The following is a 25,741-nucleotide window of genomic DNA, read 5'->3' as shown; positions in this document are numbered from 1 at the left end:
CTTGCTCTTGGTGTGCCCCTCGCATATGAGGCACGGAACCTACAATCCAAGGCGCGGAGACTTTTGCCCCCATGCCCTTACTCGTAATGAAATTCGGCGGCACATCTGTCGCCAATCTGGACCGTATCCGCCGTGCCGCCAAGCGCATCGGCGTCGAAGTTGCCAAGGGTTATGACGTGATCGTCATCGTCTCGGCCATGTCGGGAAAAACCAACGAGCTTGTGGGCTGGGTGAATGAGACATCGCCGCTGTTTGACGCGCGTGAATACGATGCCGTTGTGTCTTCGGGTGAAAACGTCACTGCTGGGCTCATGGCTCTGACTTTGCAGGAAATGGACATCCCTGCGCGCAGCTGGCAGGGCTGGCAGGTGCCGCTGCTGACCACCAGCGCCCACAGCCAGGCCCGGATCGAGGAAATCCCGACCGAAAACCTGAACCAGAAATTCGGCGAAGGTATGAAAGTAGCGGTTGTCGCGGGTTTCCAGGGTCTCAGCCCCGAGGGCCGTATCACCACGTTGGGTCGTGGCGGCTCGGACACCACGGCCGTGGCTTTTGCAGCAGCGTTCGGTGCGGAGCGTTGTGACATCTACACAGATGTGGATGGCGTCTATACCACCGATCCGCGCATCTGCGAAAAGGCGCGCAAGCTGGACCGCATATCGTTCGAAGAGATGCTCGAACTCGCCTCGCTGGGTGCGAAAGTGCTGCAAACCCGCTCGGTCGAGCTGGCGATGCGCTATAAGGTGAAACTGCGCGTTCTTTCAAGTTTCGAAGAACAATCCGACGAGGCCGGTACTTTGGTCTGCGACGAGGAGGATATCATGGAATCCAATGTTGTGGCCGGTGTGGCCTATTCCCGTGACGAAGCCAAGATGACCGTCGTATCGGTGGCCGACCGCCCCGGTATCGCCTCGATCATCTTTACCGCGCTCAGTGATGAGGGTGTGAACGTCGACATGATCGTTCAGAACATCTCGGACGAGGGGCGCACGGACATGACGTTCTCATGCCCGACCGACCAGGTGGCCCGCGCAGAAAAAGCGCTGATGGCAATTAAGGAAGCTGGCGAGTTGAACTATGCCGAGCTGGTGGCGGACAATGACGTCTGCAAGGTTTCGGTTGTGGGAATCGGTATGCGCTCGCAGTCGGGTGTTGCGGCCAAAATGTTCAAGGTGCTCTCGGATGAGGGGATCAACATCAAGGTCATTACAACCTCTGAGATCAAAATTTCCGTTCTGGTCGACAGGAAATACATGGAACTTGCTGTTCAGGCGCTGCATGATGCCTTTGAACTGGACAAGGCGGCCTGAGCTTTTCAGCCAAGGGTTTCGCCTGACACACTAAACTGGGTGGGCCATGGCGGACGGCACCGAAACAGAATCCCGCAAGCTGCTGCGGCGGTTGCGCGAAGAGATGGCGAGCGAAGCCGCCGGTCAGGAACGTCTTGACCGGATCACTCACCTGATTGCCGACAGCATCAGGGCCGAAGTTTGCTCGATCTACCTGTTCCGCGATGATGAGACGCTGGAGCTTTGTGCAACCGAAGGTCTTTCTCCTGAATCGGTCCACAAGACGCGGATGCGTATGGGCGAGGGCCTGGTGGGGCGCGTTGCCAAATTCAGTAAGGTGGTCAATACAGCGGATGCGCCATCCGAAAAAGGGTTCCGTTATATGCCGGAAACCGGCGAGGAACGGTATTCGTCGTTTCTTGGGGTTCCGGTACAGCGCCTTGGGGAAAAGCTGGGTGTTTTGGTGGTTCAGTCGCGTGAAGCACGCGAATTTTCCGCTGACGAAGTCTATGCCTTGGAAGTGGTTGCTATGGTTTTGGCCGAAATGGCCGAGCTTGGTGCTTTTGTGGGCGAGGGCGCGGCACTGTCACCGCTTCACCAGCAATCGGTTCTACTGCGTGGTGGTCCCGCGCAGGAAGGGTCCGCTGAAGGACATGTCTGGCTTCATGAGCCCCGCGTGGTCGTCACGAACCCAATAGCAGAAGACCCACACAAAGAACGCGAGCGTCTGATCGGGGCGGTAGATGAGTTGCGCGTCGGGGTAGACAAGATGCTCGAGATTTCTCGGGACGGTGACACCGAGCAGCTTAAAGTGCTTGAAGCCTATCGCATGTTTGCCAATTCCAAAGGCTGGATGCGGCGGATGGAAGAGGACATTGCCCTTGGCCTCAGCGCCGAAGCTGCGGTCGAAAAGGAACAATCGCAGGCACGCGCGCGTATGGGGCAGGTCACGGACCCCTATCTGCGCGAACGGCTGGCGGACCTGGACGATCTCAGCAATCGCTTGCTGCGGATCCTGACCGGTCAGGGCAAGACCGACAGTGCCGATCTGCCGCCGGATCCGATTCTGATCGCGCGCAATATCGGCCCGGGTGATCTGCTGGAATATGGGCGCGCGCTGAAGGGGATTGTGCTCGAAGAGGGCTCGGTTGGCAGCCACGCCACCATAGTGGCGCGGGCGCTGGCGATCCCGCTTGTGGTGCATGTGGGTCGGATTACGACCGAAGCGTTGAACGGTGATCATATACTGGTCGATGGTGATCAGGGCGTGGTGCATTTGCGTCCCGAAGATACCGTGGTCAGCGCCTTTCGCGACAAGATCGCCATGCAGGCCAAGGCGCAGGAACGCTATGCGTCGATCCGAGAAACTCCCTGTGTCACACGGGATGGTGCACGCATCAATCTGGTGATGAATGCGGGTCTGATGGCTGATCTGCCGTCGTTGGGCACATCAGGTGCCGAGGGCGTCGGCCTGTTCCGCACCGAGCTGCAATTCCTGATCCGTAACAAGATGCCCAAGCGGTCCGAGCTTGTCACACAATATCAACGTGTTCTGGATGCGGCAGGGGACAAGCGGGTTGTGTTCCGCACCTTGGATATCGGGTCAGACAAGGTTCTGCCCTATATGAAGCATGTTGCTGAACCGAACCCTGCGCTGGGCTGGCGCGCTATTCGGGTGGGGCTGGATAAACGCGGGGTCATGCGGATGCAGTTGCAAGCGCTTCTGCGGGCTGCGAATGGACGACCGCTGACGATCATGTTTCCATTTGTCGCGCAGGCGGACGAGTTCCGCGAAGCCCGGTGGGAGGTGAACAAAACCATCGATCGCGAAAAACGGCTGGGTCATATCCTGCCTGAAACGCTTGAGGTTGGCGCGATGCTGGAAACCCCGTCGCTGGCCTTTGCCCCCCAGAAGTTCTTTGACGAGGTGGACTTTATCTCGATCGGCGGCAACGACCTAAAGCAGTTCTTCTTTGCTGCCGACCGTGAAAATGAACTGGTCCGGCGCCGTTACGACACGCTAAATGTCAGCTTCCTGAGTTTGATGGAGCGGATTGTTGAGCGCTGCGATATCTCGGACACTCCGCTCAGTTTCTGCGGTGAAGATGCCGGGCGCCCCGTCGAAGCGCTGTGCTTGGCGGCGATGGGCATTCGGACATTGTCGATGCGCCCTGCTTCGATTGGCCCGGTCAAAAGCCTGTTGCTGCGCTGTGATCTGTCAGAGGTACGTAAAATCATCGCCGATGCCCGGCATCGAGGTGAGCAAAGCGTACGCCCGGCTGTGATGGAATGGCTGCGCAATCAAGGATAACGCGCAAAACGCGCGGGTTTTCGGAAACTCTGCTTGATTTTTGCGTGGGGTCTTTCTAATACGCGGGCAATGTTAGCGATAACAGTCGCGGTATTGTGCAGTTTTGTACCATGCTGGGTTGGTATCGACACACTCAGAAGGAGCCCATGATGGTTTCACGTGTAATTCCGGTAGAACCATTCGACCTGGTTCTGTTCGGGGCAACCGGCGATCTGGCGCAACGCAAGATACTGCCGGGCCTGTGCCATCGTTTCGCGATTGGACAGATGCCCGAAGGCGCGCGGATCATCGGTACGGCACGATCAGAAATCGACAGCGATGGGTTCCGTGATCAGGTCCGCAAGTCGATGCAGCAATTTGCACCAGACTTTTCTCCTGAGACGCTGGACCAGTTTCTGGCACATGTCGAATACGTGCCCGTGGATGCTTTGGGTGAAGCCGGGTGGTCCGGTCTCAAAAAGTTGCTGCGCGACGAGGTTGTCCGGGCTTTTTATCTGTCAGTGGGTCCAAGCCTGTTCGCTGGGATCGCGCAGCGTTTGCATGACACCGGCTTGGCCACGCCTGACAGCCGCATCGTCGTTGAAAAGCCGTTTGGTCATGATCTCGCCTCGGCCAAGGCACTTAACGAAGGTTTGCGCGCCTGTTTTGAAGAGCATCAAATTTATCGGATCGACCATTATCTGGGTAAGGAAACCGTGCAGAACCTGATGGCGCTTCGTTTTGCGAATTCGCTGTTCGAGCCGCTTTGGAATTCCACCCATATCGATCACGTACAAATCACCGTGGCCGAGACCGTGGGTGTTGAAGGGCGCGGGGCCTATTACGATCAATCCGGTGCAATGCGGGACATGATCCAGAACCATCTGGTTCAATTGCTTTGTCTGACGGCGATGGAGCCGCCTTCGAAATATGCGCCCAACGCCGTACGTGATGAAAAGGTCAAGGTGATCGAAGCGCTGGAACCGATCGAACCCAAGGATATCGCGCGCGGCCAATACCGGGCGGACAAGGGTGAGGGCGGATATGTCGATCATGTCGGCAACCCCGCCAGCCGAACCGAAAGCTTCATTGCACTCAAGGTTCATATCGGTAACTGGCGTTGGGCGGGTGTGCCTTTCTATCTGCGTACCGGCAAACGTCTGCGCGCGCGCGAATCCGAGATCGCGGTGTTCTTCCGCGATCCGCCACATACCATTTTCCCCAATGTCGGCCCTCTGCACGGCAACGTGCTGGTGATCCGTCTGCAACCCGACGAAGGCATTACCCTGCGCACCACGATCAAGGATCCGGGGCCGGGCGGGTTCCGCCTGTCGGACGTGGCGCTGGACATGAGCTTTGCCGATGCGCTTGGGGCCGAGGCGCAAGCCCCAGATGCCTATGAGCGTCTGATCATGGATGTCATCCGAGGCGATCAAACATTGTTCATGCGCGGTGATGAGGCCGAGGCCGCCTGGGCCTGGGTCGATCCCATCATTCAGGGCTGGGAACAGCGCGGAGACCGCCCGTCCCGCTACGATCAGGGCAGTTCAGGTCCCGAAGAAGCACTGATGCTGATGCATCGCGATGGACGCCGGTGGCGTCAGATCGGAGGGTAATCATGGTAAATTCAGTTATTGCCGACGTCACAAAACGGATCATCGACCGCAGCGCCGATCTGCGCGGTCCGCATCTGGACCGAATGGAACAGGCCAAATCCAAGGGCCCGGCCCGTGCGCATCTGTCTTGCAGCGGGCAGGCCCACGCTTATGCGGGTTCGGGGGAAGACCAGCAATCGATGGCAACTGGCACGGCAGGCAATCTGGGAATTGTCACCGCCTATAACGACATGTTGTCGGCGCATCAGCCGTTTGAGCGTTATCCCGAACTGATCCGTCAGGCGATCCGCGCAGCCGGAGGCACCGCGCAGGTCGCAGGTGGAGTTCCGGCGATGTGCGATGGCGTCACGCAAGGTGAGGCCGGGATGGAACTGTCGCTGTTTTCGCGCGACGTGATCGCATTGGCGACTGGCGTAGCGCTGAGCCACAACACCTATGACGCGGCGGTGTTCCTTGGCGTTTGCGATAAGATCGTCCCCGGGCTGGTCATCGGCGCACAGGCCTTTGGCCACCTGCCTGCCGTCTTCCTGCCTGCGGGGCCGATGACCAGTGGCTTGCCGAATGACGAAAAAGCCAAGGTCCGCCAACAATTTGCCGCCGGAGAGGTCGGCCGCGAAGACCTGATGGCTGCCGAAATGGCCGCATATCACGGACCCGGCACCTGCACTTTCTACGGAACGGCCAACACCAACCAGATGCTGATGGAGTTCATGGGCCTGCATCTGCCGGGCTCTAGCTTTGTCAATCCAAACACGCCCTTGCGTGATGCCCTGACCGAGGAAGGTGCACGCCGCGCCTTGTCGCTCAGCGCGCTGGGCAACCACTACACACCGGTCTGCCAGATTCTTGATGAACGTGCCTTTGTGAACGGCATCGTGGGTCTGATGGCCACAGGGGGATCGACCAACCTGCTGATCCACCTGATCGCTATGGCGCGGGCAGGTGGTATCGTGTTGGATTGGGAAGATTTTTCCGACATCTCTGCCGTCGTGCCTTTGGTTGCGCGGGTCTATCCCAACGGTCTGGCGGATGTGAACCACTATCACGCTGCTGGGGGGCTGGGGTATACAATCGGCACATTGCTGGACGAGGGGTTGTTGCACCCCGATACGCTGACCGTCGCGGGGCAGGGCCTCCAGAACTACACCAAAGAACCCAAGCTGCTCGATGGAGACCTCGTCTGGCAGGATGGGACTGACCGCAGCCTGAACGAAAAGATTTTACGCCCGGCCAATGATCCGTTCCAACCAACCGGAGGTCTGTCGCGCCTGACGGGCAACCTGGGCACCGGTGTCATGAAAGTTTCAGCCGTTGCCCCCGAACATCAGGTGGTCGAAGCACCTGTACGTGTGTTCGATGATCAGGATGACGTCAAAGCGGCCTTCAAGGCCGGAGTGTTCACGGATGACGTCATCGTTGTCGTGCGTTTCCAAGGCCCCAAGGCGAACGGGATGCCCGAGCTGCATTCTCTGACGCCTATCCTTTCAATTCTGCAAGGTCGGGGGCAGAAGGTGGCTCTGGTCACCGACGGTCGCATGTCCGGCGCGTCCGGCAAGGTGCCCGCAGCAATCCATGTCTGCCCCGAGGCTTTGGACGGTGGAGCCATCGCCTATCTGCAAGACGGTGACATGCTGCGCGTTGATGCGGTCAAGGGCGCGTTGAAAATCCTCACTCCCGGCGTTTTGGACCGGGCACCGGCCACCGCCGATCTTTCATCCAACCATCACGGTGTCGGTCGCGACCTCTTCGGTGCGTTCCGGCAGAACGTCGGGTCTGCCGACACAGGTGCCAGCATATTCGGAGCTTAAGACATGTCTAAAACCCAACGCACCCGCGAAATCTGCGCGCTGGCGCCCATCGTTCCGGTGCTCGTCGTCGATGATGCCGCACAGGCGCGCCCTCTGGCTGAAGCTCTGGTTGCAGGTGGTCTGCCCGCGCTGGAAGTCACTCTGCGCACTCCGGCTGCACTCGACGCGATCCGGGCAATGGCTGAGGTGCCGGGGGGCGTCGTGGGCGCAGGCACGCTGGTCACGCCCGAAGACGTCCGCGCCGCCAAGGACGCAGGTGCGCAATTCGGGGTCTCTCCGGGTGCAACCGAAACACTAATCGCGGCCTGTGAGGCCGAAGGCCTGCCGCTGCTACCAGGCGCTGCCACAGCAAGCGAAGCGATGGCCTTGCTGGAAAAGGGTTATGACATGCTGAAATTCTTTCCGGCCGAGGCGTCGGGCGGCGCACCCGCGCTCAAGGCGATTGGCGCGCCTCTGCCGCAGATCAGCTTTTGCCCGACGGGTGGTGTCTCTCCGTCTAACGCGCGCGATTACCTGTCGTTGTCCAATGTGATTTGTGCCGGTGGCAGCTGGGTCGCACCGAAACATCTTGTCGAAGCAGGCGATTGGGCTGGGATCGAGGCGCTGGCAAGCGAAGCATCCAAGCTGATGGATTGACGCCGCCAGAACCCTTGCTAGGTTGGGCGTCAATTCAAACAGGTTGACCTCATGACAAACAAAGTTTCGCTTGCGCAAGGGCGCGAGTATCTGGCTATTCCTGGCCCGTCGGTCATGCCCGATGCCGTATTACAAGCCATGCACCGTCCTTCACCGAATATCTATGACGGTGAGTTGATAGAAATGATGCCCGCGCTGACCAACGACCTTAAGCGTGTTGCACGAACCCGGCATAATGTGGCGATTTACATCGCCAACGGCCATGGCACGTGGGAAGCTGTGCTTTCCAACGTGATTGCACCGGGTGAAACGGTGCTGGCTCCGGCGTCGGGCCGCTTTACCCACGGCTGGGCCGAAATGGCTGAAGGGATCGGGGCAAAGGTTGAATTGATCGACTTTGGAACGGCTTCGGCGTGGGATTTAGACAAAATCGCTGATGCGCTGCGCGCCGACCAAGACCACCAGATCAAGGCCGTGCTGGCGGTCCATGTGGATACATCCAGTTCGATCCGCAACGACATTCCCGGGCTTCGCAAACTTCTGGACGATCTTGGTCATCCGGCGTTGCTGATGGCCGATTGCATCGCGTCTCTGGGTTGTGACCGGTTCGAGATGGATGAATGGGGTGTCGATGTGACGGTCAGTGCCTGTCAAAAGGGGATGATGACCCCGGCAGGTATGGGATTTGCGTTCTTTAACGACAAAGCACAGGCGAAACGGGCTACAATGCCGCGCGTGTCGCAATATTGGGATTGGCAGCCGCGCGCGAACCCGGACCTGTTCTACCAGTATTTCAATGGTACAGCACCCACGCACCACCTCTATGGCCTGCGTGCCGCGCTGGATCTGATCCATGCAGAAGGGATCGAGCAGGTTTGGGCGCGCCACGAACACTTGGCCAAAGCAATCTGGAAAGCGTGCGAAACTTGGGCAGAAGGCGGTGCATTGCATCTTAACGTTACAGATCGCGCCCATCGCAGCCGCGCGGTCACGTCCCTGCGCCTTAGTGATGGCCGGGGCACCCCGCTGCGCGCCTTTACGGAGAACCAGTTGGGTTTGACGCTGGGCATCGGCCTGGGGATGGCGGACTATGACGGATATTTCCGTTTAGGTCACATGGGGCATGTCAACGGGCAGATGATCATGGCAATGCTGGGCGGTGTTGAAACAGCTTTGGCCGCGCTGGACATCCCCCGTGGCACTGGGGCGCTCGAGGCCGCAGCGACTGTGCTCGCTGCCTGATCAGGGCACTGGTCAGGCGGTTTGCGCCCGAGCTGCCGCCAGAGCCTTGGGCAAAGCCTCTGCAAATGCGTCCAAATCCGCCGCCTCTCCACAACTTACTCGAATGCATCTGTTTTGAGGCGCGGCAAACGGCATGCGTACGAAAATTCCCTGTTCGACCAGTGAATCCAACACCGCTTTGGCGAAATCCCCATTGTGCCCGCAGTCGATCGCAACAAAATTGGTGGCCGACGGCAGTGGCTGCAATCCATTGTCGCGTGCAATCGCGCCGATACGCTCTCGCGCGTCCGCGATCCGGTTCTGGACATGCGGCAGCCAGTCTGCATCCTGGAGTGCGGCCAAAGCACCTGCCTGCGCTGCGCGGTTCATGCCGAAATGATTGCGCACTTTGTTGAAGGCCGAAATCAGGTCCGGCGCGCCTATGGCATATCCAACGCGCGCACCTGCCATGCCATAAACTTTTGAGAATGTCCGCATCCGGATGACGCGGGGATCATTTGCGTCGACTGGTGCCGCCGTCCCCTCGGGTGCGCATTCCACATAAGCCTCATCCAGTACCAGCAGGCAGTCTTCCGGCAAGTCCTTCATCGCATTTACGATATCGGCACCCAAATGCCAGCTGCCCATCGGGTTGTCCGGGTTTGCCAGATAAACCAACCTGGCCTCGACTTCAGCCGCCTTGGCAAACAGCGCTGTCGGGTCTTCGTGATCGCCGGAGTAGGGCACTTTGTGAAGAACACCTCCGAATCCGGCCACATGATAGTTGAAGGTCGGGTAAGCCCCGTCCGATGTCACCACCATATCTTCCGGACCGACCAGCAGTCGGACGAGATAACCCAGAAGCCCGTCAATCCCTTCGCCCACGACGATATTTTCTGGCGTCACGCCATGGTGCTTTGCCAGGGCGTCGCGCAGGTCATGGTTTTCGGGATCGCCATACATCCAGATTTCAGATGCAGCTTGCGCCATCGCGTCGATAGCCTGTGGCGAGGGGCCAAACACACTTTCATTTGCACCCAGACGCGCACCAAACGGCGCACCGCGTTGCCGCTCTTGCGTTTCTGGGCCGACAAAGGGCACGGTGGCTGGCAGGGATTGGGCAAGCGGGGTGTATCGAGGTCCGGTCATGTGCGCAGATAACCCTAAGCCCGAAGATTGAGCAAGCGTGTGCCATCCGGCGCGCTAGCAAAGACTTTGAATAAAGGAGCGCAGATGCGCATTCTCATAGCTGTCATTCTGTTGGGCCTCGCCTATCTTTTGTTCTGGCCCGTTCCGGTAACGCCCGTCGCAGTTGAAATGCCGGAAGATGCTGGGTTTACAGGAGATTTCGCTGAAAATGCGGCGCTGGATTCCGCACAGCTAGTCCGCCTGCCTAGGGATGAGGTCGGCCCCGAAGACATCGCGGTGATGCCCGATGGATCGGTTTATACCACCAGTCGGGCGGGTACCCTCTACCGCATCGAAGAAGAAGAACCTGTAGAGGTCGACCGTCTGGGCGGGCGCCCTCTGGGTCTCAAGGCCGGGCCTGACGGCGCGCTTTATGTTGCTGACAGCTTTCGCGGCGTGATGCGCTGGACTGGGCCGGGTACCTTGGAAACGGTGGTAGGTGACATCAACGGTGCGCCAGTGATCTATGCCAACCAGTTGGATGTGGCACAGGACGGCACGATCTATTTCTCGAACTCTTCGGACCGTTTCGATCCCGAAACCATGGGTGGGACAAAACCAACCTCGGTTCTGACCATTTGGGAACAGTCCGAAACAGGCTATGTCGCCCGTCGCACGCCCGATGGCACCACCCAGAAGATCGCCGAAGGGTTCGTCTACACCAACGGTGTCGCCCTGTCCCCGGAAGAAGACTTTTTGCTGATCGCCGAAACGGGTCGGGCACGGGTGCACAAACTGTGGCTGACCGGTCCGAAGGCCGGGAAGCAGAACGTCTTGATGGATAACCTGCCCGGCTATCCAGACAACATCGAGGCGCAAGGCGATGGCACCTATTGGATGGCCTTCGCCAGCCCACGTGTACCGTCAGAGGCACTGATGCCGTATCCGTTTTTGCGTAAGATCATCTGGCGGCTGGGTCCAGCCGTCCGCCCTGCACCGATCCATCGTGGCATGATGGTGCAGTTCGATGGTGAAGGTCGTATTTTGCTCACGTTGCAGGATCCGCAGGGTCGTTTGGGAATCACGACCGGGGGTAAGATCGTGGCGGATCAGTTCTACGTCATGACGCTCGATTCCCCGTGGTTTGCGCGGATGCCCGTCAGCGATTTGCCCTGACGTCGCAGTGGTATTTGGCCGTCGGCCCGGGCATGGTTGTAACACGAAAATTTCGGGAGGTTCCCCATGTCACGCGTATCCGTCATCTACCAAGATCATGTTGCCCATGTCACCCTAACCCGGGGCGACAAGATGAATGCGTTGGATGATGCGATGATCAAGGCGCTTCTGTCCGCAGGGCAAGAAGTCGCGGCCTCTGACGCCCGCGCCGTGGTGCTATCGGGTGAAGGCAAGAGCTTTTGCGCAGGGCTCGATATGGCGAGCTTTGCCAAGATGGCGCACATGGACCCAACTGAATGGCTGATGACCCGAAGCCACGAGGACGCCAACGAGATGCAGGAGCTGGCACTGATCTGGCGACGCGTCCCGGTGCCTGTAATTTGCGCCATTCAGGGCGTGGCTTTCGGTGGTGGCCTGCAGATCGCACTGGGCGCGGATATTCGAATTGCGCATCCAGAGGCCAAACTGGCCGTGATGGAGATGAAATGGGGGATCATTCCCGACATGGGCGGTATGGTTCTGTTGCCGCGCCTGGTTCGTTCGGATGTGCTGCGACTGCTGACCTACACCGCGCGTCCCATCGGCGCGCAGCAGGCGGCGGATTGGGGGTTGGTGACGCAGCTTTCTGATGATCCGCTGACCGAAGCTTTGGCCCTTGCCGAGAATATCGCCGGTCAAAGCCCTTCGGCTATCCGCGCCGCCAAACGCCTTATCGAAGTTGCCGAGTCGCAGGCGCGTGCCGACGTTCTGATGGCAGAATCCGCCGAACAGGTCGGACTGATCGGCAAGCCCCACCAGATGGAGGTTGTGATGGCGCAGATGCAGGGCCGCAAGCCCGAGTTCAAGTAATCAGCGCATAAAGGCCCGGCGTGCGTCGCGGGCCATGTTGTAGCGCATTTCCAAATCGGCGATGTGGGCCATCGCGGCTTTTCGCTTGGCCGGGTCAGTCAGATTGGCATAGGTCTGCCGCGCTGCGTCGAGCTGCTTTTTGATGTCGAACTCTTCCGGTAAAACACCGGCTTGCGCCATGATCCTGTGACCTGCGGCGATGGCCGGATCACTCATCGCTTCAGGCGACCTGTCAGGCAGTGGTTGGCCTTCACCCTCCAGCCCCTGCAATTGGCCCTCAGCCTGAGCCTTTTTGATCTGGCGTTCGACCAGTTTTGCCAATGCTCCAAACATGGGTTTACTTTAAGCGATCTGTGATACCAGACAAACCATCTATCTGATGCGTTGCGAGATCAGGTAGGCGACCCCGCCCGCCAGCAGCCCCCAAACAGCCGCGCCCAGACCAAACGCAGTAATGCCCGAAGCTGTTATGGCAAAGGTCAGGATTGCCGCTTCGCGCTCGGCTGGAACTTCAAGCGCGGCGAAGGTGGCGTTGGCCATCACTCCGATCAAAGCGACACCGGTCAGCGTCCCCATCAGCAGTGGGTCGGCATGAGCAGCGAAACCAGTGATGGCCACGGCGAAGACACCAAACAGGCAATAGAACAGCCCCGCCATGATCGCTGACCAATAGCGCAAGGCCCGATCCGGGTGGCTGTCTTCGTTGGAGCACATGGCGGCCGTGATGGCAGCAAGGCAGGTCGCGGGTGCCCCGAATGGGGCGGACAACAGACTTGCGTCACCCACTGACGAGAACAGCTTACCCGGTTCAGACGTGTAGCCAAAACCGCGCATGACCGCGATGCCGGGGATGTTCTGCGTGGCCATCGTGACGACAAAAAGGGGCAGACCAATGCCGATGGCCGACGCGAGCGAGAAAGTGGGCATCGTCCAAACGGGGGGCGCAAGAAAGCTTTCGGGCCGCACGGAGGTGACTTCGGCGCTGAAGACGACAACCAGTGCTGCGGCAACCACTGCGGCGGGTACTGCGAACAGTTTGTTGAAACGCCCCGCGATGAACCATGTCAGGATAACGGGAAGGGCTTGCCAGGGCAGTTCGACTGCCGCCTTAAATGGGACGATGCACAACGGCAGCAGCACACCCCCCAGCATAGCTTGGGCCAGCGTCGTCGGGATTGCGGCGGCCAAACGTCCCAGCGGTTTCCAGAGACCGGCCAATACCGTCAATGCGCCGGCGCAGAGGAAGGCCCCGATTGCGCCCGAAAAGCCTTCTGCCGGGGTGGCGGACACTGCCAAAAGGGCAGCACCCGGAGTAGACCAGGCGACGCTGATCGGCTGCCGATAGCGTAGGCTGAGAAAGATCGCAGCCAACCCCATCGCAATCGCTGCACTCATCAAGCCCGAGGCAGCCTCGGCTTCCGAAGCTCCCATGGTTTCAAGCCCTTGCAGAATAATGGGGAAGGAACTGAAGAACCCGACCACTGAAACGACCAGCCCGGTTGAAATGGTTTGCACTGGGGGAAGGGGCTTTGCCATCGGGGCCTCGGGAGTTTTGGTGCTGAATTGCTAGCAACTGCTTGGTGTTGCGAACAAGGGGAAAGCTTTGAACGCAAACAAAAACCTCACCGCCGGTTAGGGCGGTGAGGCTGGGAATTCCGTATTTGGAACGAGAAGAAGATCAGGCGATTTCTGCCAGGCGGGCGAGCGCTTCGTTCAGTTTCGCCTCTTCCTCTTCACGGGCGGCAAGATTGGCTTTGGCTTCTTCGACAACCTCTTCCGGGGCCGAGGCCACGAATTTAGGGTTGTTCAGACGTCCGCGCAGACCGCCGAGTTCCTTGGCCAGTTTGGTTTTGGCTTTTTCCAACCGTTCTTTTTCTGCACCGATGTCGATGATGTCGGCCAGCGGCAGTCCGAAGGAGGCCCCGGGGGCGGCGATAGAGATGGTGCCCTTGGGCAGTTCGTCGGCCTTGGTCAGGCTGTCGATCCGCGCCAGGCGTTTGATAAGAGCCTCGTTTCGGTCCCACGCGGCTTGGCCGTTGGCGTCGATTTCGGTCACCAGCATCGGGACGTAGAGGCCAGCCGGTACTCGCATCTGCGCACGGGCCGAACGGGTGTTTTCGATCACCGAGATCACCCAGTTCATCTCACGATCTGCATCGGCATCCACCAGATCAGCGGTGGAATAATTCGGCCACTCAGCGTGGACAACCATCTTGGTTCGCGCGCCGGTCAGGCCCCACAGCTCTTCGGTGATGAAGGGCATGATCGGGTGCAGCAGGACCATGCACTGATCCAGAACCCATCGCATGGTGGCGCGGGTTTCGGCCTGTGCCTCGGCGTCGTCGCCTTGTAGCAGGGGTTTTGACAGCTCCACATACCAATCGCAGACTTTGCCCCAGACAAAGGCGTAAAGCCCGTTGGCCGCATCGTTGAAACGATAGCTTTCCAGCGCCGCGTCAACCTCTTCGCGCACGCGGGCGGTTTCACCGATGATCCAGCGATTCACGGCGGCTTTAGGCTTCAGATCGGCCACGTCTAGTTGAGGAACGGCGTCGGTGAAGACCTCGTTCATCTCGGCAAAGCGGACGGCATTCCACAGTTTGGTGCCGAAATTCCGATAGCCGGTGATGCGCTCGCGCGACAGTTTCAACACGCCGCCAATCGCGGCCATCGAGGCGTTGGTAAAGCGCAGCGCGTCGGCGCCGAATTCGTCCACGATCTCCAGCGGGTCGATAACGTTGCCGGTGGTCTTCGACATCTTCTTGCCCTTCTCATCGCGGACAAGCTGGTGCAGGTAGACGGTGTGGAACGGGATTTGATCGACTACGGCCAGTTGCATCATCATCATCCGGGCGACCCAGAAGAACAGGATGTCGAAGCCGGTGATCAGAACGTCCGTGGGGAAGTAGCGCTCCAGCTCATCGGTCTGTTCGGGCCAGCCCAGCGTGCCGATGGGCCAGAGGCCGGAGGAGAACCAGGTATCGAGGACGTCGGGGTCGCGCCAAACAGGGTAGACCAGCTTGGTTGGATCCTGGTCGACCGCATATTGAGCCAGGCTTTCCGCAAATTGATGGATGGCTTCCTGCTTGTCAGCGACTTCGATAACCGTCGCGTGACTCAGCGGACTGGGAATGTTTGCGTTGTCGTCGAGGAATTTCTCCGTCACAGCCTCAAGGCTTGCTGCGCACTCCATGACGTTGCCGCGGTGCAGCATGCCGCCTTCGTTCAGCAAACGGCCCAGTTCGACGAGATCAAGGTCGCCATCGTTTTCGTCGTCCTCGAAGTTCTCAGCCGAGAGATCAAGGCCATACCAAACCGGAATCTGATGCCCCCACCACAGTTGGCGTGAGATGCACCAAGGCTCGATGTTTTCCAGCCAGTGGTAATAGGTCTTCTCGCCCGATTCAGGAATGATCTTGACCGTGCCGTCCTTGACCGCATCCAGCGCGGGGCCGACGACCTTGGCGGCGTCGACGAACCACTGGTCGGTGAACATCGGCTCAATGACCACTTTCGAGCGGTCGCCGAAGGGCTGCATGATCGGTTTGCTCTCGACCAGCGGGACCAACGCCGCCGGGTCGTCATCCTCGCCCAGTTTGGTGCCCAGACGCGGGTCATCCGCGCGAGTCATCACGGCCAGGCCGTCAGCGGTGATCTCTTCCACCACCTTCGCCCGAGCCTCGAACCTATCAAGCCCTCGCAGGTGATCGGGGATCAGGTTGATCGCATCGATCTCGTTTTCGGTGAATGCTTTGCCGCGCGCGTATTCCTGCGCCTTGTCGGCCTCTTCGGCGTAAGGCGCGCCATCGGCTCGCATCGCGCCTTTGGTGTCCATCAGGCGGTACATCGGAATGCCGCCGCGCTTGGCGACCATGTTGTCGTTGAAGTCATGCGCACCGGTGATCTTTACCGCGCCCGAGCCGAAATCGGGATCGGGGTAGTCATCAGTAATGATCGGGATCTGGCGGCGATGCTCTTTCGGCCCAACCGGGATTTCGCAAAGTTTCCCGATGATTGGCGCGTAACGCTCATCCGAGGGATGGACCGCAACTGCGCCGTCGCCCAGCATGGTTTCGGGGCGGGTCGTGGCAATGGAAATATAATCCCGCTCCTCGCGGAAGATCACATTCCCATCTTCGTCTTTTTCCAGATACTCATATGTCTCGCCACCGGCCAAGGGGTATTTGAAGTGCCACATATGACCGGCGACCTCAATATTTTCGACCTCAAGGTCCGAGATTGCCGTCTCGAAATGCGGGTCCCAATTGACCAGACGCTTGCCGCGATAGATCAGACCTTTTTCGTACATATCGACGAAGACCTTGATCACGGCGTCGTGGAAGTTGGCCGAGTTCTCATGCCCGGTGCGTGGATCACCTGCAGCACCGGCCATGGTGAAGGCGTTCCGCGACCAGTCACACGATGACCCCAGACGCTTCAGCTGTTCGATGATTGTACCGCCATACTCGCCCTTCCATTCCCAGACTTTTTCCAGGAACTTCTCACGGCCCAACTCGCGCCGACCGGGCTGCTGCGTGTTGGCCAGCATCTTCTCGACCTGCATCTGCGTGGCGATGCCCGCGTGGTCCTGACCGGGTTGCCACAGCGTGTCGAACCCGCGCATCCGGTGCCAGCGGATCAGGATGTCCTGCAACGTGTTGTTGAACGCATGACCCACATGCAACGCACCCGTGACGTTGGGCGGCGGGATCATGATGGTAAAGCTCTCGTCGCGCGATTTGTTCGCGCCTGCCTTGAAGGCTCCGGCCTGTTCCCAGGCTTCATAGATGCGGGCCTCGGCCTCGGCCGCGTTGAATGTCTTTTCCATCGCCATGGGGTGCGTCCTGCGTCAACAAATTCGGGTCAGCGCCTGCAATAGCGAATGGAGGCAGGAAGGGGAAGGCCTTGCGCGCTTAGCTCATGCCAAAGCGGGCTTTGAAGTAGGCGTCCACGCGCTGATAGGCAGGTTCGTGGAAATCCAGCGTCAGCAGCGAGTGATCCCTGCCAGGATATTCCACTGTCTCCAACAGATCGCCGAAAGCCCGCTCCAACGCGTGCATCAGTTTCTTAGGTGCCAGTTTGTCTTTGGAATACCGCATCGCCAGCCCGGGCCCCTTCGCGGCCATGCCTGCCGACGCTGCGCCGATATCCTGCGTGCTCATGTGAAGATGCTTACCACCAAATATTGGCAAAGCAGGTTGACTGGCGACCCCACCAACAACGGCGTCTTCGGCCATCAAAGTCAGGGCAAAACTGCCTGTCAGGCACATACCGATGACACCTACACCGGCGCTACCTTCGCGCTGTTTGATCTCATGAGTTAGGGCACGCATCCACCCTGCGATGGGGCTTTGTTTGCCTCTGGCGAAGATGTTGAACTCTTTCCGAACGCAAAATAGACGGGCGGTGTTTTTGGCCATCTCGACCTTGCCGTAGGTGCCGAACAGATGTGGCAGGTAGACACGAAAACCGGATGCGTTCAGCTTTGCTGCCAGCGCCAAAGTCTCTGGTCCGATTCCGGGCAACTCCTGAAGGATCAGGATCGGTGGCCCCTCTCCGCCGACATAGACGTCATGTGTCACGCTCTGACCGCCAGTTAGCGGAGCGGAAAAAGGAAAAACGGTGTCGTGGGTCCAGGTCATGACCAAACCTACTCCAACATCTGGCAGGCACAAACGAATTTCCGTGAGCCCCGCTGGACATCGTCGGGGCACGGGCTAGGCTCGGCCGCAAGATCCATAAGGAGGACCGTCCATGGAAAAATTCGGCAGGAGCCAACCCGTAAAGCGGACCGAAGATCAGCGGTTCCTGACTGGGCAGGGGCGTTACATGGATGATGCCGTGCCTGAAAAAGCGCTGTTTGCTGCCTTTTTCCGCAGCCCGGTGGCCCATGGGGAAATTACAAGTTTAGATCTTGAGGATGCGCGCTCTGCCGAAGGTGTGCGACTGGTGATGACGTTGGATGATCTGGCAGCTTCGGGCATTGACACGGTGCTAAACGCCGCCGTTTTACAAAACCGCGATGGATCGAAGGCTGCGGCTCCGGAGCGGCACATGCTGGCCAAGGACCGCGTGCGCTTTGTCGGCGAGCCGGTGGCGGTTGTTATCGCGGACACGCTGACACAGGCGCAGGACGCGGTTGAGTTGATCTGGATGGACACGGAAGAGCGCCCTGCCAAGCTGGACGTGAAGGCAGGCGGTGAGATTCTGCACCCAGAAACCCCCGACAACCGGGCCTTTGATTGGGGGCTGGGTGACGAAGCCGCCACCGAGGCCGCTTTTCAGGACGCGGCTCATACCGTGTCGCTGAACGTGGAGGACAACCGAGTCATCATCAGCTCGTTGGAACCACGCGGATGTCAGGCCGATTGGTCCGATGGTCGTCTGCATTTTTCTTACGGCGGGCAGGGCGTCTGGGCGATGAAGGCGCAACTGGTTCAAAAGCTGAATCTTGATGCTGAGGATATCCGGGTCACCACGCCGGATGTGGGCGGCGGATTCGGCATGAAAGTGATGCCATATCCTGAATATTTCTGCGTCGCTGTCGCTGCGATGAAGTTGGGCCAACCGGTGCACTGGATGTCGGACAGGTCCGAGGCGATGCTGTCCGATCACCATGGCCGCGATCTGCACTCGTTGGCTGAACTGGCCTTTGATGCTGATCACAAGATCACGGCCTACCGTGTCCACAGCAAGGTCAATCTTGGTGCCTACAACAGCCATTTCGGGCAGGCAATTCAGACAAGCCTGTTCAGCAAGGTGCTGATGGGCGTCTATGACGTGCAAACTACCTACCTGCGGGTCGAGGGGTTCTATACCAATACAACGCAGGTCGATGCGTATCGCGGTGCGGGCCGCCCCGAGGCGATCTATGTGCTGGAACGTGCGATGGACCGTGCAGCACGCGAGCTGGGGGTTGATCCGTGGGAGCTGCGGCGCAAGAACTTTATCCACCCCAACGATTTTCCTTATACCTCGGCCACTGGCGAAACCTATGATGTCGGCGATTTCGACATGATCCTCAGCCGCGCAGCCAGCCAGACCATCGGCTTTGAGGCCCGCAAAACGGCGGATGCCGAGCGCGGCCTGATCAGGGGGCAGGGCCTATGTTACTATATCGAAAGCATTTTGGGTGACCCTTCCGAGAACTCAAAGGTCGAGTTTTGCGAGGATGGTTCGGTGAACCTTTATGTAGGCACTCAGTCGAACGGACAGGGGCATGAGACGGTTTATGCCCATTTCTTGTCCGATCAGACCGGCATTCCCATGGACAAGATCTCTGTCATTCAGGGCGATACCGACAGGTTAGCTCATGGCGGCGGCACGGGTGGCTCGCGTTCGGTCACAGTGCAAAGCACGGCGACTCTGGCGACCATCGACCAGATGATCGCCGCATTCACGCCTTATCTTGCCGATAAGATGGGGGTCGAGGAAAACGATGTGAGTTTTGACCACGAGACATTCCGCGCGCCGGGGTCCAACCTGACGCCAACCCTGACCGAGGCGGCCGAGATGGCGCGCATCGACGGGCGTATGGATTTGCTACAGCATGAAGCCCGCGCCAACCTGGATGCCCGAAGCTATCCCAATGGCGCGCATGTTGCCGAAGTCGTGATCGATTCTTACACCGGGGAAACGTGGGTTGATCGCTATACGGTCGTTGATGATTTTGGTAATCTTATCAATCCGATGTTGGCCGAAGGGCAGGTTCATGGCGGGGTGGTTCAGGGCATCGGACAGGCGCTGAGCGAGCGTGTTGTGCACGATGTACACGGGCAGCTGCTCACGGCTTCGTTTATGGATTACGCCTTGCCCCGTGCCGCTGACATACCCATGATTAAGTTTACCTCGGTGCCGGTTCCGTCAACCTCAAACCCGATGGGCATGAAAGGGTGCGGCGAGGCCGGTACAGTGGGCGCGCTGGCCGCGGTGGCAAACGCGGTTCAGGATGCGCTCTGGGATCACGGGGTGCGGCAGGCGGATATGCCTTTCACACCTCAAAGAGTATGGGAATTGCTGACGCATGAATCTGTCGCGGCTGAGTAGAAAGGTTCTGGGATGGCTCGGACGGCCCCTGCGGTCCGAACATTCTGCCGAGGTTCTTCACCGCGAACCGCTCAGCCATGTCATCATCCTCGACGGTACCATGTCGACGCTCGAACCGGGGTTCGAGACCCATGCGGGGCAAACCTTGCGGCTGTGTTGCGAAATGGGCAACAAGGTTTCGGTTTTTTATGAGGCGGGCGTGCAGTGGGAAAGCTGGAAGTCCTCGCTTGATGTGATGATGGGGCGGGGTATCAACCGCCAGATCCGCCGTTCCTATGGCTATCTTGCCTCACGCTACAAACCTGGGGACCGTATCTATTTCATCGGCTATTCGCGTGGAGCTTATGGCGTGCGCAGTCTGGCCGGAGTGATCGACATGATCGGTTTGCTCAAGGCTGAACACGCGACCGAGCGCAACATCCAGCAAGCCTATCGCCACTATGAATGCAATCCCAGTGGCACCGCCGCGCGCGATTTTCGCCGCAAGTTCTGCCACGACGGGGTTGAGATCGAGATGATTGGGGTCTGGGACACCGTCAAGGCGTTGGGTTTGCGGCTGCCGCTGTTGTGGCGCTGGGCCGAAGAGCGCCACGCCTTTCACAACCATCAACTGGGCCCTTCCACCCGCCACGGCTATCACGCGATGGCGTTGGACGAGACACGCGAGGTTTTCGACCCGGTGCTTTGGAAATGCACGCCTGAGTTCAAGGGTCACGTAGAACAGGTCTGGTTCCGCGGAACTCATGGCGATGTCGGCGGGCAGTTGAACGGGTACGAAGAGGCGCGACCGCTCAGCAACATCTCTTTGATCTGGATGCTGGACAAGGCCGAGATGCACGGGCTGCCGCTGCCTGAGGGCTGGCGCGATCGCTTCCCCATTGATCCACATGCGCGTTCGGTGGGCACGTGGCGCGGTTGGGGCAAGATTTTCCTTCTGCGCAAACACCGCAAAGTAGGCCGCGACCAATCCGAGCGTCTGCACGTCTCGGTTTCACCAGACGAACTGCCCAGTTGGGTGGCGATGCCGAACCTGCCGTCACATCCTGCGCAGTAGGGATTAGTCAAAAAGCACTGTTGCAGACGAGTTGGATAGCGTTTCAAATGCTTCTGCAATGTCTCGTTCGATGTTTCGCGCTAGGGATAAGTCAGGCAGCTGAGACATTGGGAAAAACCCGACCGCGCTGGTTTCGCTTCCCGTCTTAGGGTCGTCCTGTCCTACCTCATCGCATAAAAAGAACAGCTTATAGAAATCACGCGCATCTGCCGGGTAAGGGTGTCGCGCCTTATGGCGCAAGGCGTACAGGTTTCGTGCCTGAACCCGAAGCCCTGCTTCTTCCCAGACCTCACGCTCGATGTTTTCCGCCGGAGAGCTGCCGATATCGGCAAAGCCGCCGGGCATCGACCACCGACCGTCACTACGTTCGCGCACCAGAAGGATGTGGTCATCCCGGATCACCGCGCCGCGAATGTCGATACTAGGGGTTGCATAGCCGCCCGCATGGTCTGTGATCAGCCCTTCTATCCGCGAAATCGGCACCTGACCGAGATCAGCCAGCATGGCGCGGGCCATGGCGGCGATCTCGTCGTAACGTTCCCTGTCAAAAGGGTCTTTGGTGAAATGCTGGCCGGTTTCAGACAGGGCCAGCAGGCGCTTTGCACGGGCTAGCCAGGTATCCTCCATTGCTGTCGGATCCTGGCGCATCTGTGTCACCGGCGTCGGTCGCGGCGCGCGCTCATGGGTTGGAAGGCCACGCCCACATGCGCTTCGCAATAGGGTTTGCCTGCTTCAACTGGCAGACCACAGAACCAGAAATCCTCGGTCGCGGGGTCGCCCACAGGCCATTTGCAGGTCTTCTCGGTCAGTTCCATAAGCGTCAGCTTCTTGGCCTTCTTTTCGACCTCGTTGACCTTGGCCAGCGCCTCGGGGCTGATCTCATTGGCCGACGGTTGAGGAGGCAGTGGTTGACCGGCCGGGATGATCTGACGACGTGCCGGTACGGCAGGTTTCGCCTCGGCGGCAGGGGCAGGGGCCGGGCGCGCCGGTTCAGTCTTTGGTGCAGGTTTAGGCCTGGCCTCGGCCTTGGGTGCGGGGGCCGGTTTTTCCTTAGGCTCGGATTTGGCAGGGGACGCGCCCGCTGTCCTGTTGGACAGGCCTAGGCGATGCACTTTGCCGATCACCGCGTTGCGGGTCACGCCGCCCAGTTCCTTGGCAATCTGGCTGGCCGACTGGCCTTCGCCCCACATCTTCTTCAGCAGTTCTACGCGCTCGTCTGTCCAGGACATCGTTAGCCTTTCAAAAGCGGAAAGCGGCCCCGGATTCGGGCCGCCTTGGGAAATCGTCTCAGCCCCCTATTCTAAACACTGCAGCCCGAGTTACAAGCTGTCTTCGAATCAGGTTTGGGGCAAATCATGCAGAATTCCGCAGATCAGACCGCGCGCCGCTTTGGAGCCGTCAACTGGATGGGCCTTTACACGCTGGCGCAGCGTGAAACGTTGCGCTTTCTGGCGGTTTGGACCCAGACCATTCTGGCACCGCTTGTGACGGCCGGGTTGTTTCTGCTGATTTTTAATATTGCTATCGGCCCCAGCCGACCGGATGTCATGGGCGTGCCGTTTCTGGTCTTTCTGGCACCGGGGATCATGATGATGACCGTGATCCAGAATGCCTTTGCAAACACCTCGTCTTCGATGGTCATTTCCAAGGTGCAGGGCAATATCGTGGATACCCTGATGCCACCTCTGTCGCCGCTTGAGATCTTGCTTGGCTATCTGGCGGGTGGAATTGCCCGAGGCATCCTGATTGCATGCGTCGTCGCTGTTGCACTGGCCCTGGTTCTTGGCATCGTGCCACAGAACATCATTATCGCGATGATCTTCGTCGTTCTGGGCGGGGCTTTCATGGGCGCGCTTGGTTTGTTTGCCGGGATTTTTGCAAACAAATTCGACCAGATGGCGGCCATTACCAATTTCATCGTTACACCGCTGGCCTTCCTGTCGGGGACATTTTACTCGGTTCAGGCGCTGCCACCTGTGCTGAACCGTCTGACCCACTTGAACCCCGTCTTCTATCTGATCGACGGGTTGCGTTATGGCATGATCGGAGTCTCAGACAGCTCACCCTGGGTGGGTATGGTGGTTTGTACCTTTGCAACCCTTTTGATCGGAGTGATCACCTGGCACATGCTGCGCACGGGGTACAGATTGAAGGCTTGAACAGAACCCCCCGTGTAAACTGTCTTTTACCGTTCATTTTTGGCGCCTAACCGCTTCGCGCCAAACCAGAATCAACCCTCCGGTCAGAATGGTTAAAGACCCGATCAGGCTGATCCGGTCCGGGATCACATCGAATACCAAAAAGTCATAGAACGCTGCATAAACCAGCGTGGCATAGCTGATCGGCGCCACAAAAGAGGCATCCGCCCGGGCCATGCCGTTGACGAAACAGGCTTGCGCACAGGCCATCAAAGCACCGATTCCAGCCAATGCTGCCCATTGTTCCGATGTTGGCGCCTGCCACACCGCAATCACCGCGACAGAGGCAATTACCAATCCCATCGCGTTGTTCACCAGCAAAATCTGGATTGGAATTTCGCGGCCAGACAGCTTTTTGATGAAAATCAGCTCCATTCCGATCACGGCGGCCGCGGTCAAGGCTAACAAGGCAGCAGGTTGAAAGCTGGCAGGGGTCGGGCGTAACAGAATCAATGCACCTACAAGGGCGACCGCTGCGGCCAGCCAACGCCAGGGACCGACCCCCTCTTTCAGAAGCGGGATCGCCAAAACCATGGCGAAGACCGGATTCAAGAAGGAAATCGCGGTGGCATCTGCAATCGGGATATACGCGACCGATGCGAACATAAGCGTAATTCCCAACCATCCAAAGCTGGAGCGCCCGATATGCAATCCCCAATGCGGGCGTTTGAGCTGTGGACGCAATATCGCGACCGCACTGATGATCACCAGAAAAGCAAACAAAAAACGTCCATGGCTGATCTGCATAGGGTGCAGCGGCGGGCCCAACGCATCCGTCCCAAGCGCCTTTGCCAGCAGTGTTGTGCCAGCCAACAGAGCGCTGGCGGCAAAGATCAACAGGGCTGCAAGGGCGGGGTCTTGGCGTGCAGGCGTCATGTCTCAGCGGTGCGGCAGATAGGCGCGAAAGACAAGAAGGAAATCCTGTTTCGAGCACCGCGTGGCGATAATTATCGACGATTCATTTAGAGGGTTCCCAGATCGAGCTTACGCCGCTATACGACCAGCATGATCAAAACCGCACATATCCTGCGACTCCGACGCCGACGCCTGACCGCGTAACCGGCCCTTTTGATCTATTGCGTGTTCAAAATCCGCGCAAATCCCACCAAATATGTTGACGACCAAGGCTCTGGTGTATCACTCACAGGGCTCAAGCAATTCGAAAAGGATGATCCGATGATCCCGTCCGTTCTGCCGACCTATAATCGCGCGCCCCTGACATTTGTGAAGGGCGAAGGCGCCTGGCTGACCGAGGCGGATGGCCGACGTTTTCTGGACTTGGGCGCCGGGATCGCAGTCAACGCGCTGGGCCACGCCCATCCTGCGCTGGTGGCCGCTCTGACCGAACAGGCTCATGCTCTGTGGCATGTCTCGAACCTTTATAACATCCCACAGCAGCAGGCGCTGGCGGACAAGTTGGTGGAACACACCTTTGCCGACACGGTTTTCTTCACCAACTCCGGTACGGAATCTTGCGAGCTGGCTGTGAAAATGGCCCGCAAATACTTCTATGACAAAGGTCAGCCCGAGCGGGTTGAAATCATCACCTTCGACGGCTCATTTCATGGACGTTCGTCGGCAGGTATTGCCGCGGCCGGATCGGAAAAAATGACCAAAGGCTTCGGTCCGCTTTTGCCGGGATTTGTACACCTGACCTTTGGGGACCTTGATGGCGTTACCAACGCGATTACCGAGCGCACCGCCGCGGTCATGATCGAGCCGGTACAGGGGGAAGGCGGCATCCGCCCCGTGCCTGATGCTGAGTTAAAGGCGCTGCGCCAGATCTGTGACAAAAATGGCCTGCTTCTGATCCTTGACGAAGTGCAATGTGGCGTTGGCCGCACCGGCAAACTCTTCGCCCATGAATGGGCGGGCATTACTCCGGATATCATGATGGTTGCCAAGGGCATTGGCGGTGGTTTCCCTCTGGGCGCTGTACTGGCCACCGAAGACGCTGCCAGCGGAATGACCGCTGGCACCCATGGCTCGACCTATGGCGGCAACCCTTTGGGTTGCGCTGTCGGCTGCGCAGTGATTGACCAGGTCGCAACACCCGCTTTTCTGGAAGGAGTCAATCGCAAGGCGGGTCTGTTGCGGCAGAAACTCGAAGGTCTGGTCGCAGATCACCCCGACGTTTTCGAAGAGGTGCGTGGCTCAGGTCTCATGCTGGGTCTCAAATGCAAGACGTCCAATATCGATATGGTCAATGCGGGCTATGAAAACGAGGTCATTACGGTCCCCGCCGCCGACAACGTCATCCGCTTGCTGCCGCCGCTGACGCTGTCCGAGGACGACATCGCCCAAGCCCTGATCCGCCTGGCCAAGGCGGCAACACAGGTCAACTCACAACTCACCAGCGCCTGACCTTTCTTCTTGTTCCAAATACGGCGGGGGTGTGGGGGCTGGCCCCCACGCACCGCTCAGCCAAAA

20 protein-coding genes are annotated in these 25,741 nt (G+C 58.9%); 12 read left to right on the top strand and 8 right to left on the bottom strand.

What is annotated here, in order from left to right; translation table 11 throughout:
• Nucleotides 1-71 precede the first annotated feature (71 nt).
• The 6 genes from GOV85_RS10700 (at nucleotide 72) to GOV85_RS10675 (ending at nucleotide 8,881) form a co-directional block, all read left to right on the top strand.
• On the top strand, nucleotides 72-1,310 hold the full coding sequence (locus tag GOV85_RS10700; protein WP_171177834.1) for an aspartate kinase: 1,239 nt from the start codon (nucleotides 72-74) through the stop codon (nucleotides 1,308-1,310).
• Nucleotides 1,311-1,356: 46 nt separating this feature from the next.
• Nucleotides 1,357-3,600 (top strand): phosphoenolpyruvate--protein phosphotransferase, encoded by a 2,244-nt coding sequence (gene ptsP / locus GOV85_RS10695; RefSeq protein ID WP_171177831.1) that lies wholly within the window; start codon nucleotides 1,357-1,359, stop codon nucleotides 3,598-3,600.
• Nucleotides 3,601-3,749: 149 nt separating this feature from the next.
• Complete coding sequence (gene zwf / locus GOV85_RS10690; protein ID WP_171177829.1) at nucleotides 3,750-5,195, top strand: glucose-6-phosphate dehydrogenase; 1,446 nt, start codon at nucleotides 3,750-3,752, stop codon at nucleotides 5,193-5,195.
• Nucleotides 5,196-5,197: 2 nt separating this feature from the next.
• The gene (gene edd / locus GOV85_RS10685; protein ID WP_216599029.1) at nucleotides 5,198-7,003 is read left to right on the top strand and encodes a phosphogluconate dehydratase; all 1,806 of its coding nucleotides are present in this window, start codon (nucleotides 5,198-5,200) and stop codon (nucleotides 7,001-7,003) included.
• Nucleotides 7,004-7,006: 3 nt separating this feature from the next.
• Nucleotides 7,007-7,639 carry a bifunctional 4-hydroxy-2-oxoglutarate aldolase/2-dehydro-3-deoxy-phosphogluconate aldolase gene (locus GOV85_RS10680; protein ID WP_171177827.1) on the top strand — a complete coding sequence of 211 codons (633 nt, stop codon included), beginning with the start codon at nucleotides 7,007-7,009 and terminating at the stop codon, nucleotides 7,637-7,639.
• Between the two features lie 51 nt (nucleotides 7,640-7,690).
• Nucleotides 7,691-8,881 carry an alanine--glyoxylate aminotransferase family protein gene (locus GOV85_RS10675; protein ID WP_171177825.1) on the top strand — a complete coding sequence of 397 codons (1,191 nt, stop codon included), beginning with the start codon at nucleotides 7,691-7,693 and terminating at the stop codon, nucleotides 8,879-8,881.
• A 12-nt stretch (nucleotides 8,882-8,893) separates the two neighbouring features.
• Here the strand turns inward: GOV85_RS10675 and GOV85_RS10670 are convergent, their stop codons facing one another.
• A complete protein-coding gene (locus tag GOV85_RS10670; RefSeq protein ID WP_171177822.1) occupies nucleotides 8,894-10,009 on the bottom strand; it encodes a pyridoxal phosphate-dependent aminotransferase in 1,116 nt (371 codons plus the stop codon).
• A gap of 84 nt (nucleotides 10,010-10,093) precedes the next feature.
• Between GOV85_RS10670 and GOV85_RS10665 the strand changes: the two genes are divergently transcribed.
• On the top strand, nucleotides 10,094-11,164 hold the full coding sequence (locus tag GOV85_RS10665; RefSeq protein ID WP_171177820.1) for an SMP-30/gluconolactonase/LRE family protein: 1,071 nt from the start codon (nucleotides 10,094-10,096) through the stop codon (nucleotides 11,162-11,164).
• A 66-nt stretch (nucleotides 11,165-11,230) separates the two neighbouring features.
• Nucleotides 11,231-12,013 (top strand): crotonase/enoyl-CoA hydratase family protein, encoded by a 783-nt coding sequence (locus GOV85_RS10660; RefSeq protein ID WP_171177818.1) that lies wholly within the window; start codon nucleotides 11,231-11,233, stop codon nucleotides 12,011-12,013.
• Here the strand turns inward: GOV85_RS10660 and GOV85_RS10655 are convergent, their stop codons facing one another.
• From GOV85_RS10655 to GOV85_RS10640, 4 genes are all read right to left on the bottom strand, one after another.
• Nucleotides 12,014-12,346 (bottom strand): DUF1992 domain-containing protein, encoded by a 333-nt coding sequence (locus tag GOV85_RS10655; RefSeq protein WP_171177816.1) that lies wholly within the window; start codon nucleotides 12,344-12,346, stop codon nucleotides 12,014-12,016.
• A 39-nt stretch (nucleotides 12,347-12,385) separates the two neighbouring features.
• A complete protein-coding gene (locus GOV85_RS10650) occupies nucleotides 12,386-13,549 on the bottom strand; it encodes a benzoate/H(+) symporter BenE family transporter (protein ID WP_171177814.1) in 1,164 nt (387 codons plus the stop codon).
• Between the two features lie 142 nt (nucleotides 13,550-13,691).
• Entirely contained in the window at nucleotides 13,692-16,847 is a 3,156-nt protein-coding gene (locus GOV85_RS10645) for a valine--tRNA ligase (RefSeq protein WP_171177804.1), read from the bottom strand.
• Nucleotides 16,848-16,926: 79 nt separating this feature from the next.
• On the bottom strand, nucleotides 16,927-17,655 hold the full coding sequence (locus tag GOV85_RS10640) for a dienelactone hydrolase family protein (protein WP_171177795.1): 729 nt from the start codon (nucleotides 17,653-17,655) through the stop codon (nucleotides 16,927-16,929).
• A 112-nt stretch (nucleotides 17,656-17,767) separates the two neighbouring features.
• Here GOV85_RS10640 and GOV85_RS10635 point away from each other — a divergent pair, with 112 nt between their 5' ends.
• Together GOV85_RS10635 and GOV85_RS10630 are read left to right on the top strand one after the other, a co-directional pair.
• On the top strand, nucleotides 17,768-20,059 hold the full coding sequence (locus GOV85_RS10635; RefSeq protein WP_171177793.1) for a xanthine dehydrogenase family protein molybdopterin-binding subunit: 2,292 nt from the start codon (nucleotides 17,768-17,770) through the stop codon (nucleotides 20,057-20,059).
• Complete coding sequence (locus tag GOV85_RS10630; RefSeq protein WP_171177791.1) at nucleotides 20,037-21,113, top strand: DUF2235 domain-containing protein; 1,077 nt, start codon at nucleotides 20,037-20,039, stop codon at nucleotides 21,111-21,113. The genes GOV85_RS10635 and GOV85_RS10630 overlap by 23 nt, the downstream gene beginning before the upstream one ends.
• Nucleotides 21,114-21,116: 3 nt before the next feature.
• Here the strand turns inward: GOV85_RS10630 and GOV85_RS10625 are convergent, their stop codons facing one another.
• Together GOV85_RS10625 and GOV85_RS10620 are read right to left on the bottom strand one after the other, a co-directional pair.
• Entirely contained in the window at nucleotides 21,117-21,761 is a 645-nt protein-coding gene (locus GOV85_RS10625; protein WP_209509536.1) for an NUDIX hydrolase, read from the bottom strand.
• Nucleotides 21,762-21,766: 5 nt separating this feature from the next.
• Nucleotides 21,767-22,342 carry a GcrA family cell cycle regulator gene (locus GOV85_RS10620; RefSeq protein WP_171177789.1) on the bottom strand — a complete coding sequence of 192 codons (576 nt, stop codon included), beginning with the start codon at nucleotides 22,340-22,342 and terminating at the stop codon, nucleotides 21,767-21,769.
• A 126-nt stretch (nucleotides 22,343-22,468) separates the two neighbouring features.
• Here GOV85_RS10620 and GOV85_RS10615 point away from each other — a divergent pair, with 126 nt between their 5' ends.
• Nucleotides 22,469-23,272, top strand: a complete 804-nt coding sequence (locus GOV85_RS10615) for an ABC transporter permease (RefSeq protein ID WP_171177787.1) — start codon at nucleotides 22,469-22,471, stop codon at nucleotides 23,270-23,272.
• A gap of 33 nt (nucleotides 23,273-23,305) precedes the next feature.
• On the opposite strand, the gene GOV85_RS10610 is transcribed toward GOV85_RS10615, so the two are convergent.
• On the bottom strand, nucleotides 23,306-24,187 hold the full coding sequence (locus GOV85_RS10610) for a DMT family transporter (RefSeq protein WP_171177785.1): 882 nt from the start codon (nucleotides 24,185-24,187) through the stop codon (nucleotides 23,306-23,308).
• 300 nt (nucleotides 24,188-24,487) lie between these two features.
• Between GOV85_RS10610 and GOV85_RS10605 the strand changes: the two genes are divergently transcribed.
• The gene (locus GOV85_RS10605; protein WP_171177783.1) at nucleotides 24,488-25,675 is read left to right on the top strand and encodes an aspartate aminotransferase family protein; all 1,188 of its coding nucleotides are present in this window, start codon (nucleotides 24,488-24,490) and stop codon (nucleotides 25,673-25,675) included.
• Nucleotides 25,676-25,741: the final 66 nt, after the last annotated feature.

The organism is Ruegeria sp. HKCCA4633 (assembly GCF_013034605.1).
GTDB lineage: Bacteria > Pseudomonadota > Alphaproteobacteria > Rhodobacterales > Rhodobacteraceae > Ruegeria.
This window is presented reverse-complemented; position numbering and strand designations above follow the sequence as displayed.